Origin of the sequence: Nocardia sp. XZ_19_385 (assembly GCF_015355755.1) — a bacterium.
Classification (GTDB): Bacteria; Actinomycetota; Actinomycetes; order Mycobacteriales; family Mycobacteriaceae; genus Nocardia.
On record NZ_JACVEE010000001.1, the window covers coordinates 1,597,308 to 1,609,419 of the forward strand.

The 12,112-nt window shown below is 66.2% G+C and carries 14 protein-coding genes; 6 read left to right on the plus strand and 8 right to left on the minus strand.

The features are described 5' to 3' along the window. The 3 genes from IBX22_RS07440 to nhaA all read left to right on the plus strand — a co-directional run bounded on the left by IBX22_RS07440 (position 1) and on the right by nhaA (position 2,088). Positions 1-411: a MerR family transcriptional regulator gene (locus tag IBX22_RS07440; protein ID WP_194814587.1), complete on the plus strand. Its 411-nt coding sequence runs from the start codon at positions 1-3 to the stop codon at positions 409-411. A 115-nt stretch (positions 412-526) separates the two neighbouring features. Continuing rightward, the gene (locus IBX22_RS07445; protein WP_194814588.1) at positions 527-703 is read left to right on the plus strand and encodes a hypothetical protein; all 177 of its coding nucleotides are present in this window, start codon (positions 527-529) and stop codon (positions 701-703) included. 242 nt (positions 704-945) lie between these two features. Then, positions 946-2,088, plus strand: a complete 1,143-nt coding sequence (gene nhaA, locus IBX22_RS07450) for a Na+/H+ antiporter NhaA (protein ID WP_255526418.1) — start codon at positions 946-948, stop codon at positions 2,086-2,088. Between the two features lie 145 nt (positions 2,089-2,233). Here the strand turns inward: nhaA and IBX22_RS38245 are convergent, their stop codons facing one another. The 5 genes from IBX22_RS38245 to IBX22_RS37900 form a co-directional block, all read right to left on the minus strand. After that, positions 2,234-2,860: a cation transporter gene (locus IBX22_RS38245; protein ID WP_309234471.1), complete on the minus strand. Its 627-nt coding sequence runs from the start codon at positions 2,858-2,860 to the stop codon at positions 2,234-2,236. Between the two features lie 106 nt (positions 2,861-2,966). Beyond that, positions 2,967-4,052: an ABC transporter ATP-binding protein gene (locus IBX22_RS07460; RefSeq protein ID WP_194814590.1), complete on the minus strand. Its 1,086-nt coding sequence runs from the start codon at positions 4,050-4,052 to the stop codon at positions 2,967-2,969. Next, on the minus strand, positions 4,037-4,711 hold the full coding sequence (gene modB, locus IBX22_RS07465; protein ID WP_194814591.1) for a molybdate ABC transporter permease subunit: 675 nt from the start codon (positions 4,709-4,711) through the stop codon (positions 4,037-4,039). The genes IBX22_RS07460 and modB overlap by 16 nt, the downstream gene beginning before the upstream one ends. Positions 4,712-4,735: 24 nt before the next feature. Continuing rightward, complete coding sequence (gene modA / locus IBX22_RS07470) at positions 4,736-5,536, minus strand: molybdate ABC transporter substrate-binding protein (protein WP_228538244.1); 801 nt, start codon at positions 5,534-5,536, stop codon at positions 4,736-4,738. Beyond that, a complete protein-coding gene (locus tag IBX22_RS37900; RefSeq protein ID WP_309234580.1) occupies positions 5,533-6,264 on the minus strand; it encodes a helix-turn-helix transcriptional regulator in 732 nt (243 codons plus the stop codon). Before IBX22_RS37900 ends, modA begins: the two co-directional genes overlap by 4 nt. Here IBX22_RS37900 and IBX22_RS07480 point away from each other — a divergent pair. Then, positions 6,152-6,463: a GFA family protein gene (locus IBX22_RS07480; RefSeq protein WP_194815651.1), complete on the plus strand. Its 312-nt coding sequence runs from the start codon at positions 6,152-6,154 to the stop codon at positions 6,461-6,463. The two genes, IBX22_RS37900 and IBX22_RS07480, sit on opposite strands and share 113 nt — an antisense overlap. 539 nt (positions 6,464-7,002) lie before the next feature. Then, positions 7,003-7,758: a DUF4145 domain-containing protein gene (locus IBX22_RS07485; RefSeq protein WP_194814593.1), complete on the plus strand. Its 756-nt coding sequence runs from the start codon at positions 7,003-7,005 to the stop codon at positions 7,756-7,758. Positions 7,759-7,843: 85 nt separating this feature from the next. Here IBX22_RS07485 and IBX22_RS07490 read toward each other — a convergent pair whose 3' ends face one another. Next, positions 7,844-8,200, minus strand: a complete 357-nt coding sequence (locus IBX22_RS07490; RefSeq protein ID WP_194814594.1) for a DUF6907 domain-containing protein — start codon at positions 8,198-8,200, stop codon at positions 7,844-7,846. A 311-nt stretch (positions 8,201-8,511) separates the two neighbouring features. Between IBX22_RS07490 and IBX22_RS07495 the strand changes: the two genes are divergently transcribed. Continuing rightward, entirely contained in the window at positions 8,512-9,231 is a 720-nt protein-coding gene (locus IBX22_RS07495; protein WP_194814595.1) for a hypothetical protein, read from the plus strand. Between the two features lie 68 nt (positions 9,232-9,299). Here the strand turns inward: IBX22_RS07495 and IBX22_RS07500 are convergent, their stop codons facing one another. Next, positions 9,300-10,973, minus strand: a complete 1,674-nt coding sequence (locus tag IBX22_RS07500; RefSeq protein ID WP_194814596.1) for a relaxase/mobilization nuclease domain-containing protein — start codon at positions 10,971-10,973, stop codon at positions 9,300-9,302. Next, the gene (gene mobC, locus IBX22_RS07505) at positions 10,973-11,470 is read right to left on the minus strand and encodes a plasmid mobilization relaxosome protein MobC (RefSeq protein ID WP_194814597.1); all 498 of its coding nucleotides are present in this window, start codon (positions 11,468-11,470) and stop codon (positions 10,973-10,975) included. Before mobC ends, IBX22_RS07500 begins: the two co-directional genes overlap by 1 nt. Between the last annotated feature and the right edge of the window lie 642 nt (positions 11,471-12,112).

Here is a 12,112-nt window from a genome sequence, read left to right on the forward strand (position 1 = left end):
ATGGGCGCCGATACCGGCGGGTTCCTGCAGATCGGCCAGGTCGCCGAGCGCACCGAGTTGTCGCTCAAGACGATCCGCCACTACGACGAGCTCGCCCTGGTGCAGCCCTCGGCACGCTCGAGCGGCGGGTTCCGCCTCTACACCACCGCTGACGTGGACCGGCTGCTACTGATCCGGCGCATGAAACCCCTCGGGTTCACCCTCGCGGAGATGAAACAACTCCTGGACGCGATCGAGGTGCTCGACGACCAGGCCACCACCACCCAGCAGCGCGCCGCAGCCAGCGCAGAGCTGCTGATCTATAAGGACAAGTCCCATGACAGCGCCGAGCGGCTGCGGCGCCAGCTCGCCTACGCCGAGGAATTCACCGACCTGCTCACCGCGCGCGCATCCGCGACACCGCGGCAATGACCGATCCGGTTCGTCGGTTCGTCCGGAATCGGGTCCGCCGCGCGGCCCGGTACCTTCTGGCTGGCAGATAGATGAGCGAGTGCCGCTCCTGAAGCGGATAGGTAAGGTGAAGGGGATGGGTTCCCAGCAGCAGTTCCGTGCGCGCTATCGGCGCGGCGGTGACGCCGCTGTTCTGGCCCGGATTCCGGCACTGCCCGCCGACGCGGATCGGCACTCGGGCACCAACGGCTGGTTGAGTTCGTTCGGCACCTGCGCCCACGGACGTATCTCGGGCTGCCCACCCGGACGCTGACCACCGCCACTGCGTTCAGTCCGATGAGAGAGGCGGCCCGCAGTCCGCGGTCGTGGTCCCGCTGTTCCTTCACCTGTTCCTGGTGCGCGCCTCGGTCCTGTCGATGGCCGGTTGTGGCGTGCCCGGGTTCGGGCCGTATGAGTGAGGCACTCTCCTGTGAAATCCGATTCTGTTCCCGTGACCGCCCGTCCGTGGTCGCGCATCGCGCAGGCCCTGCGAGGCGACACCGCCGGCGGGCACTGTTGATCACCGCCGCGCTGGTCGCGTTGGTGTGGGCAAACTCCCCGGCCTCGCCTGTGTACGAGCAGTTGCGCGACATCACCCTCGGGCCCGCGTGGGCCGGTTTGAATCTTCCGTTGCACGCCTGGGCTGCCGACGGGCTGCTGGCGGTGTTCTTCTTCATCGTCGGCAACGAACTCAAACAAGAGTTCGTCCACGGCGCGTTCCGTGATCCCCGCCAAGCGCTGGTGCCGATGGTCGCTGCGGTCACCGGAGCCCTGGTTCCGGCCGCTGTGTTCTTAGCCTTCACCGTCGGGCACGGTGACGCCGCGCGTGGGTGGGGCATCCCGATGGCCACCGACGCGGCCTTCGCCGTCGCTGTCTTGGCCCTGGTCGGTCGCGGGCTACCCCCAGCGCTGCGGACCATGCTGCTGACCTTGGCGGTGGTCGATGATCTGCTGGCGATCCTCGTGATCGCGGTGTTCTACACCGGCGGGGTCGATTTCGCTGCCCTCGGCGCGGCCGCGGCCTTGCTGGGGGTGTTCGCTTGGTTGCAACACGGGCCAGGACTGCCTGCCCGTATTCCGAGTGTGTTGGTGTATGCGCCGCTGGCGGTGGCGATCTGGGGTTTCGTGCACGCTGCCGGGATCCACGCCACTATCGCTGGTGTCGCGATGGGCTTGCTCATGCGCACCCGCCCTCGCACCGGAGAGGCCGTTGATCCGAGCCATGCCGCGGAGAATCTGCTGCGCCCGTGGGCGATGGGGGTGGCGTTGCCGATCTTCGCGCTGCTCTCGGCCGGGGTGTCGTTCACCGGGATCGGGGCGATGCTCGGCGATCGAGTCACTCTCGGGGTGATCGCCGGGCTCGTGCTCGGCAAGTTCGTCGGGGTCCTGGGTGGTGCGTGGTTGACCACCCGCCTGACCGGTGCCCGGCTGGACCCGGGCCTGTCGTGGGTCGATATCGCCGGGATGTCGCAACTGGCCGGGATCGGGTTCACCGTGTCACTGCTGATCAGCGAACTGTCCTACCCCGCCCTTCCCGATGTTTTGGACAACGCCAAGGGAGGGGTCCTGCTCGGCACCCTCACCGCCACAGTCCTGGCCACCGTGCTCCTTGGCTATCGCAGCCGCCAGTACCGCCGCAACGCGACCGTCGATAGGTGATCGCGCCATCTACAAGATCGTGGTGCTCGGTGAGCCCGCCACCACGACACGGCTGGGATTTCTGCTGCTGATCGTGGTCGGAGTCGCCGGGCCCAAACTGCCGCTGACCACACACGGTCGCGTGTGACTCTGTCGAACGGGGCAACTACTGCCGGATGTGGTGCCAACCTTCGCGCAGGCCGTAGCCGATGAGGACGACGCCCGCGGCGATATCTGCCCACCACCAACCCAGCACGGCGTTGAGCAGCAGACCGATCAGGATGGCGAGGGCCAGGGCCCCGTCGATAATCGTGACTTTCGCTTCGGCGCGCAGCACAGGGTGGTCGAGTTCGGTGCCGGTGCGTGCTTTGCCCACAGCCAGGGCGAGCATCACCACGGCGGTGGCGGCGAGCCAGGCGATACCCATCGGGGAGGAATCCGGGCGGATACCCAGGGCGAGGGTGAGCACCGATTGGCCGGTGATGTAGATCGCGAGTGCGAAGAACGCGACACCGATCAACCGCACCGCCCGTTTCTCACGCTGCGGGTCGGTGGCGCCCTTGAGTTGGCCGACGACGACGAGGGAAGCGAAGATCTCGATCACCGAATCCAGCGCGAACCCCGCGAGTGCGACCGAACGGGCCTGCACTGCGGCGAAGATCAGGAATCCGATCTCGATGACGTTCCATCCCAGGGTGGCGTACTCCAAGCCCAGGCCACGGCGGCGCAGCAGCGCCCGCCGTTCGGCATTCGGTCCGCCGGTAGCGGATTCGGTCACAGCAGGCGCGGTCACACAGTCTTTCCGAGCGGTTCGAGCCGGTGTGCAGTGTCGCAGGTATTCGGCACTGGTGGCGGGCGACAGGAGGTCTTCGGTACGACGACAATACGCCGCGCGTGGGTCAGTCGCGGGGTACCAGGTGGATCGCGGGCGCTTTCACGATCGCGGTGAGGGTGTCGCCGACACGCAACGCGAGTTCGTCGCGGGTGGGACGGGTGATGTAGGCCGCGAGGGGGAATCCGGCATCGAGGTCCGCACGCAGCAGCGGACCATGGTCGGTGAGCGCGGTGAGGGCGGCGGGGAGCTGGTTGCGGGGGCTGTCGTGGCGGTGGGTGTCCGGCCCAGTCGTTGACACCGAGACGTTTTCGGCGCGGATACATACCAACACATGCGCGCCCTCGGGGAGGGCCTCGATGCTGGTGGCCAGCAGCTCGGTGGTTCCGGCGCGCAGCCGGACCAGCCCGTCGCCGACACTGATGACAGTGGCGGGGATAACGGTCTCGGTGTCGACGGCGGCGGCGACCTGGTGGTCGGCAGGGCGGGAGAACACGGTCTCGACAGTGTCGAGCTGGCGGATCCGGCCGTCGACGAGCACCGCTATCCGGTCCCCGAGCGCGAGCGCGTCGGCGCGGTCATGGCTGACCAACAGGGTCGGCACACCGGCGGCGCGCAGCCGGTGGCGCAGGTCGGTGCGCAGCCGCGCGCGGGTCGGAGCGTCCAGGGCGGCGAGGGGTTCATCGAGCAGCAGCAGCTGCGGGTGTGGGGCCAGGGCGCGGGCCAGCGCGACGCGTGCGGCTTCGCCGCCGGACAGCCCTCGGGCATGACGGTCGTGTAGGTGCTCTGCACCGGCGGTGGTGAGGGCTTCGCGGATGCGTTCGGTCCGGTCGCGGCGCGGCAGGTGGTGCAGCCCGTAGCCGACGTTGCCGGTGACGGACAGATGTGGGAACAGGGCGTGGTCCTGGAACAGGTAGCCCACCCGGCGCTCCATGGTGGGGACATGCACACCGGGGCCGTCCCACACCTGCTCGCCCAGGCTGATGCGGCTGCCGGGTTCGGGGCGGTCGAGACCGGCCAAGCAGCGCAGCAGGGTGGTTTTGCCCGCGCCCGACGGTCCGAACAGCACGGTGACCGGTGCGGCGTCGAGGTCGATATCGAGGACGGCATCCAGGACGCGGCAGCGGATGTGGGCGGTCAGGGTTGTGGCCATCGCGGTGCTCCACGGCGTTGCAGGGTGTAGGTGAAGGTCAGCACGACCAGGGAGAACGCGAGCAATGCCAGGCTGGTGCGGGCGGCGGTGGCGTAGTCGAAAGATTGGACGCTGTCGTACACCGAGATCGACACCGTGCGGGTCTGGCCTGGAATGTTGCCCCCGACCATCAACACGACACCGAACTCACCGACCGTGTGAGCGAAGGTGAGTACCGCGGCCGTCGCCAGCCCGGCACGTGAGAGCGGCAGCACGACAAGGCAAATGGTGGCAGCGCGCGAGCGGCCCAGTACCGCCGAGGCGTCCAGCAGTCGCCGGTCGATCCCGGCGAACGCGGCCAGCAGCGGCTGTACCGCGAACGGCAGGCTGTAGAGGATCGAAGCGATCAGCAGGCCGGTGAAGGTGAAAGCCAGTGGCGATCCGGTCAACTCCAGCCACCACCGCCCCAGCGGAGAGCGGGTGCCCATCGCGGTGAGCGCGTAGTAGCCCAGCACCGTGGGCGGCAGCACCAGCGGCAGCGCCACCACTGCCTCCACCACTATCGTCCAGCGGCGCCGGGTGAACGCCAGCCACGCCGCCAGCGGCACGGCGATCACCAGCAGGATGAGCGTGGTCGCCAGCGACAACCGCGCACTCAACCCGATCGCTTCCCAATCCATCAGCGCCCCAACCTCTTTCCGGGACTACTTGGTGGGCTCGTAGAAACCGTAGCGGGCCAGGACCGCCCGGCCCTGGGTACCGAGCATGTGGTCACGCACCGACCGCGCTGCGCCCGGATCGACGGCTGCGCCCAGTACGACACCGCCCTGATCGATACGCGGGAACGACTCCAGAGGAACTTCGTTGTAGCGGCCCTTGTCCTTCAGCTGCGGCGACAATGCCAGCGACAGCGCGATCACACCGGCTTGCGCGTTGCCCGATTGCGCGAATTCCGCTGCCTGCGCGACGTTCTCGCCGAGCACCAGTTTCGGTGCGACCGCCTCGTACACCCCGGCCGTACGCATCGCGGCGACAGCGGCCTTCCCGTACGGGGCATGTTCGGGGTTGGCGATCGCCACCTTCAGCGCTTCCCGGTCCGCGAGCGCGGCCAAACCTTTGGTGGGGTCGACCGGTGAATCCTTCGCGACCCACACCGCCAGTCGCCCGACGGCGTATCCGAACACGTCCGCTTGGTCGGCCTTTCCGGCTTCCACCAGTTTTTTCGGGTAGCTCAGATCGGCCGAGAGGTACAGATCGAACGGTGCGCCGTTGCTGATTTGCTGAAAGTAGGTGCCCGAGGACCCGTAACTGACCGTCACGTCGATGTTGTGGTGCTCGGCCTCGAACGCGGTCACGATCTCTTCCAGCGCAAATTTCAGATCCGACGCCGCCGCGATCCGCACCTGCGTTTTAGCGTCGCCACCGGAATCGGAGTTCCCGCACCCGGCCACGGCCGCCATGATCAGCACGATCGCGGCCAGGACCCGCAGTTTCATCGCCCTCATCGCCTCACCTGCGTGGTTTCGACGATGACCGTCGTCGCTTTGATGATCGCGGTCGCTGCCACGCCCGGTTGTAATCCCATTTCCTCCACCGCTTCCCGGCTCATCAACGACACCAGCCGGAACCGCCCCGCGGCGATCTCCACCTGCGCCATCACTCCATCGACCTGTACCGAGGTCACGATTCCGGGCAACTGGTTGCGCGCGGACACCCCGCCCTCGACGGGATGGATCTGCTCACGCGCCAGGGCAGCGACCTGCTCACCGTCGATCACCTGGCGACCCACCTCATCCAGCTCCGACCTCAACCGTCCGGTGGACACCCACCGCCGCACGGTGTCGTCACTGACTCCCAGCAACTGGGCGACTTCACTGATCCGGTAACTCGGCACGAAACGTACAATACAGGCGCGCACGCGGGGAAAGAATGGAGAAACCTCCGAACTGCAGAGACAGAACCAGACCCGGCTCGTACAGTCGCCTGATCGCTGTGGCCACTGAAGATTCCAGCAGGTCGGAGGCCCGGACAATGGCCTGTTATCCGGGGCAAATCCGAGATGACCTGGGGCGACTCCGCTGCTGCACTGTGTAGCTTGAACAGAAGCACTTGACAGGGAACTGTGCTCGTGCCCGCACTGCCAGAAGCTGTCCGGCGGCCCGGTCGTCGCCTGGACCGGCTTTCCCAACGAAAAATTCCGGTGGATTTCCGGCGAGCCGGACTGGTACAACACCTTCCCCACCACACAGCGCGGGTCCTGCCCAACCTGCCACAGCCTCGTCGCCGCGCGTGACAGCGAGGGCGAGTTCCAGGACCAGATGGGCATCACGATCATGGCGCTCGATGATGCAACCGGCATCACACCGGTTCACCAGTCCTGCAAAGACAATGCGGTGTCATGGCTGCCGGTGATCGAAACCGTCGATTCCTGACCCTCTGCCCGTGCCGCACCCGGCGAGTCCCCGGCGCGGCACGGGCACAGCGCTCACATCACAGTGGTGCGATACAGCTTGTGCTGATACCGAGTGTGATCACACGGGGAGGCAGTATGCATGAAGCGCGCCGAACTCATTACCGACACCGACCCTGAGCACATTAGCTTCCGAATTTCCGTGGCCAGCCGAGAGCCGTTGCTCCGACTCGATCGAGTGCACCGATTCGGAGGAAGAGCAACGCGGCGAGTTTTCGGGTGTCATCGAACATGTCCAATGCCGTCAGCTGTTCTGGGCGGGACCAATTGAACTCGTGCTTCCGGCCTGGCGGTGAGGTGCGGGGAATCCGCGATTGCCACGCCGCTCAGCAACTGTAATGAGCAGCCCGCTGGGTGTCCTGCAAACCGTGATGGAACAGCAATCGCTAGGCAATTATCATCGGATCGGTGCGTGCGTAGGCTTGATCGTTTCACCGCAAGGCCGTTAGTCGTTGATCGTGCGGCCTGGGCGGGCCGTTGGGAGACGCGGGAGTTGGGCCGATGAGAGAACAGGTCAGACGGCTCGCGAAGCCGTTTCCGTGCGATGTGTGGCCGGACCTAGCCTGCCCGATATGTCGAACCGGGCTCCTGGCCGCGGAGACCGGTGCCGTGGGATCACACACCAGCGCCGATGCCCGCGCCGCGTACGACCGAGACGACGGCGAACCAACGGATCTGCACGGCATCTTCTACGGTCATCTCACCTGCACCTCCCCCAAGTGCGGCGACGAGGTCGCGGTCAGTGGCGATATGACTGTCGACTACCGCAGCGGGCCTGCCCCCAGCGACGACTACAACGATCAATTCGAGACCTACTACCAGGTCCGCACGGTGTACCCGCCAATTGAGATCGTGCAGATACCGCAGGGAACTCCTGAGTCGGTGGGCAGCGCGTTGCTCGATGCCTCCGCCGTAGCGTGGCAGAACCCTGGTGCCGGCGTGGCTCTGTTGCGATCGAGCGTCGAGCGGTTGATGGACGAGCAGGCCATCGCCGCGACCACGGCGAGCGGAGGATTCCGGCCGCTGCATCATCGACTGGCCGAGTTCGAGAAGAACAACCCTGATGTCGGCGAGCTGTTGTTGGCGACGAAGTGGGTCGGAAACCAAGGCGTTCACCCTGGCGGCCTCGCCGCTACAGACTTTCTCGATGTGGCCGAATTCATCGAGCTTTCACTCGACCTGCTCTATCAAAAAGACACCTCCGCGCTTCGTGCGCGAGCCCAACGAATTCTGGCCGCAAAGAAGCTGGTTCCATGAACTGTGGCAGGCCGCGCCACCCGACACCTGGTCCGAGGCGGGCCGGTGCCGCAGGGGATCAGGCCCGGCCCGCGCGTTCTTTCGCTCAGGGCAGTTCGCTCACCCAGGTTTCGACCCTGGCTGCCATCATTCGCAGTTCGAACGCCAAGCGGATCGCCTCTGCCGCGGTAGTCACCGACCCCGATTGTGCGCACCCTGTGACATCGACGTCGATCCGAGGGGCCTTCGGCCACCCGTCGGCGGTGATATTGCACGCCAACGCGATTTCCATCGTGATCGACTTGTCGCCATAGGTCCAAGGGATGGACACGCTGGTGCCGCTGCCCACGTGGAGTACATCGTCGAGGCATCGCACGTACGGGTCATCGGGCTGATGACCGCCATCACACCAGTCAGGGCAGACGAACGCCAGGATATGTTCGCGTTGAGTCGAAGTGTCCATGGCGCCAGATTGTGTCAATCCGATTCGTCAAGTTGGGGAGATGCGCTCCGCGTGTCAGGTCCTGTGGGCAGCAGATACACGCAAAGCCCGCGAGGCCGCTCGGGGAGCGCGATCGAGTTCGCTCCGAACGATTCGGCACGTCGAACAGACGCTTGCGACATCGCCGACAAACCGGTCCAGTTCCGCTGAAAGCGCATACGAAGTGGCGGTGCCTTCCTACTCTGGCGCGCGCATTCCGCAGGGGAATGTGTCGGTAGTCGTCGCTATGTTCGGCCTGAGAACGGATTGGACTCAGCGTCGAAGGGGGCCGAATGATCTACTTTTCAATTGCGATGGCACTGCTCGCCATCCCCGCGTTTCTGGTTCAGGTCCGAACTTACCGCCAGGACGGATGGCTGGAGGTACGTCCCGGTGCACGCAAGCGCCAGCGGCGGATCAAGCGGCTCGAGGAAGTCGTGAAAGACCTGGGTTCCGATAGCCCTCCACAGCAGATCGAACAGGAACTCGCCGCAGCCAAACGAGACCTCGAATCCCTCTTCGTGGTGACGACCGACGCCAACGAACAGCGAGTCACGGACCGCTCGGCGGTGATGTGCATGTCCCTGCTGGGAACGGTCTACCTCGTGTGGCTTCTGCCGATTTCGCTTGGCGTCGGCATCCCGTTCTACGTGGCGGCGCTGTTCTGCATCGGGCCATACATCAACGCCAGACAACGTCGTCGAGCCCGGCGCCTGCTGTATGTCCGCCTCGGCGCGCGCTCGGATGTCCCGAGCATCCCAGAACTGTCGTACTGGCCGTTCGTCTCACGTGGAATCAGCGCGTTCCGGATGACGAGATGGTTGAATATGTGCCTGGGCAACGGCGAACCACGTGCGCCGCAGGACATCACTGCTGAAGAGATCGCAGCACTGCGAACCAAGATCGAGCAGTGGTGCGCCAATCCGTGGTGGCGACGGGTTGAGCGCATCTGGGAATCGCTCAGTGCTGCACTCTCGCGCATCGCCCAGCGGCAGCCATCAACCGGCCAGTAGCACGAGTCCATATCCGCCGACCCGTCAAGCTTCGACAACTCGACTGACACTGCCCGAGTCACCGAACTCTAACGGTCATATCCGCGCTCGTTGAACTGATCGCCGACGTCCTGATCGTGCTGCGGCGGCAATCGCTGGGGTTCGCCCGTGGACGCCGAGCGATCGGATTCGCTGGACCCGATCACACCGAAATCGAGTGCACCGTCGAGCACACGCTGCATCTGGGCTGACAGCTGCCGGTCGTGATCGGCCGGGACCGGTGCGTAGCGGGCATGCACGACGGCCAACTCTGAACGCAGCGCGTGGTCGATTTCGGCTGCACGGTGCAACTCACCCATCGCGGTGTGAGCATCGCGCACCGCGTGGGCCGCGCGGGTGAGCTGGGTCAGCACCAGGTGGTAGGAAGTCGCCGTCGACTGCTGGCGGGTTTGGAGCATGATCAGCGCCGCACCGCCAGCGGTCAGTGTCCGCGCGGGTCTGTGCCAGCGAGTGTGAGCGGGCCGCTGCGCGGACTTCGCCAAGACCCGAGCGGTCGTCGCCAACGGGCCCGGGACCGGTTCCGTGCGCACCGACCACGCGGCCATGACACCCGCAGTGCGGGCCGCAGCACGTGCCCATTGGTCATGATCATCGGGTGGGATCTGGGCGAGGTAGCGATTCCACCATTGCAGATCCTGCGCCGCACGCTGAACCTCGGCCGCGTCCACCGGCAGCACCTCAGCGCCATCTGGGTTGACCGGCGGACGATTGCGATGAGCCGCCTGCCACTCCCCCACCGCGTCGGCATCGAGGGACACGCTGCGGTCCCATTCATTGCGCAACGCGGGAAGCGTCAGATCCGAGGCGAGCCGCCCACCACCGTAATAGACCAGCCGCCTGCGGCTGCGTGTCGGCTCCGCGACCGCGTAACCGATCACCGCACCGGTGTCGCCGTCTGCGTAGCGCGGCAGAACGATCAGCTTCTCCTGACGGAGCCGACGAACGAACTCGCCCTCCTCCCGCGAGGCGACCGCGCACGCGCGCACGACCCGCTCAAGTCGCCACCGCGCTGGCTCCGCGACCGCGTGATCGTCTCCGGGCGAGAGTTCGGCGCGGGTCAATCCGCGCGTGCCGACCCGGGTGTGCCGGGATTCGAGAACCCGCAAACCGAACTCGTGCTCCAGCTCCCCCACCGCCCGCTGGGACCGCTTCTGCTCGCGCCACAGATCGACTTTCGTGCCGTCGTCGCGGACAGCGGAGGCGGCGATGTGGATGTGGTCGTTGCCGCCGGTGGACAGACCGTGGCGGACCGCGACCCAGCGGGCGGGTGAGCGACCGGAACCGTCGGCGGTGAACCCCATCTTGTCCATGAACGCGGTCGCGATCCGACCCCACGTGTCGTCGGCCAGCTCGCCTTCCTCCGCCCGCAAGGACAGCGAACAGTGCCACACATGCCCGGCAGTGAACGGCTGGGCGGGGTCCTTGACCTTGCGGCCTCGGTCGTCGAACCGGACGCGTCCCTCCGCGTCGCGCAGGTAGTTCGGGACATTGACCTCGACACCGAAAAGCCGACGCGCCCGATCCAAACGCCGGGCGATCGAGTTCGCTTGCGCCGGGGAGAGCTCGACGCCGACAGGGTAGTCCGCGGTGACTGTTTCGTCGGCGGCGACCAGGTGGGGAAAGCGGTGCTTGTCGGCGCGGCCCGGCCCGACGAGGTAGGCCAGCAATCCGCCCATGTGACCGCCACGGGTCACGTTCGGCATCACGCCGCCGCGCTCCACCCATCGAGGGCGATATCCACGCGATCGCGCAGGCGGCGCAGCAAGGCCATGTTCGCGGCCAGCGCCTCGCGCTCGATCGTGCCGGTGGAGTTGGCGACCACGGCGATCTGGTTGACGTTGTTCGCCAGGTTCGCCAACAGCCGCTCGATACCCGCCAGGCGGTCGGCCACGTCGCGACTCGCGCCCACCGACGTCCCCGCGTCCGACAGCGCGGCCTCCACCAGGAGGCGCGACACCGAGACTTTCGCCCGGCCAGCGCGTGCCACGAGTTCGAGTTCTTGTTCCGGGGTGACCTTCACGCAGTGCGCTTTCGCTCGCCCGCCGGCTGTGTTGGCCTGGCGTTGCCGTCGACGAGCGCGGGCGCGCACCGGCAGCGGGGAGACCGTGGCGCCGTCCTCGGCCGGGCGACCGGACATCGCCGTGCCCGCTGTAGGGGTCGTAGCTGAACTGGAGCGGCTGGCTCCCGTCGGCGAAGCCATGACGTGGCCACCTCTCGTTAACTGCCAACTAACCGAGCGACTGATTCGGTCAGTACAGCAACGAAAGTACGGAATCGAGATAGACCACCGCAAGGCGGTGAACTCGAACAATGCCACGATTCGCATCAGCCGTTCAGCCTCTCAGCTGCCGTTAGCCGTTCAGATGCCCAGCGCAGCGCCACGCCGGGAGGCGGGTCCAGGTCCGCCGCGGGAGCGGCGGGGTGAGCGAAGCCACAACCGGTTGGATATCCAACCGTCCAGCTTGCTCAGCGAGCACAGGGATACGAAGGATAGGCTCAGCAAACCTGTGGTCGCTGAGTTCGGGGCCTACGGCCACAGTGACCGTTCTAGGGCACATCACGCCGCTGGCGCGGCCCCACCTCTTCGCAGGAGGCTTGCGCCCAGTGCTCGCGCCTCGTACCAGATGAGCGATACCGTCTCTCTAGCCCGTGCTCCACTCGGGCGGACTTGCCGCAGCATCCAGCAGCGACGGTAGGACACAGCATGACTAGAGACCGCGATCCGCATTGGGCCTGCCTCAAAGGCTGCTTTGAGCAGTATCCGGAACGGATTGCACGGTGTACCTCGAGGTACCGGTTCGCTAAGGGTCAGCTCGAGGAGTTGCTGCGTTTGCTCGACGGG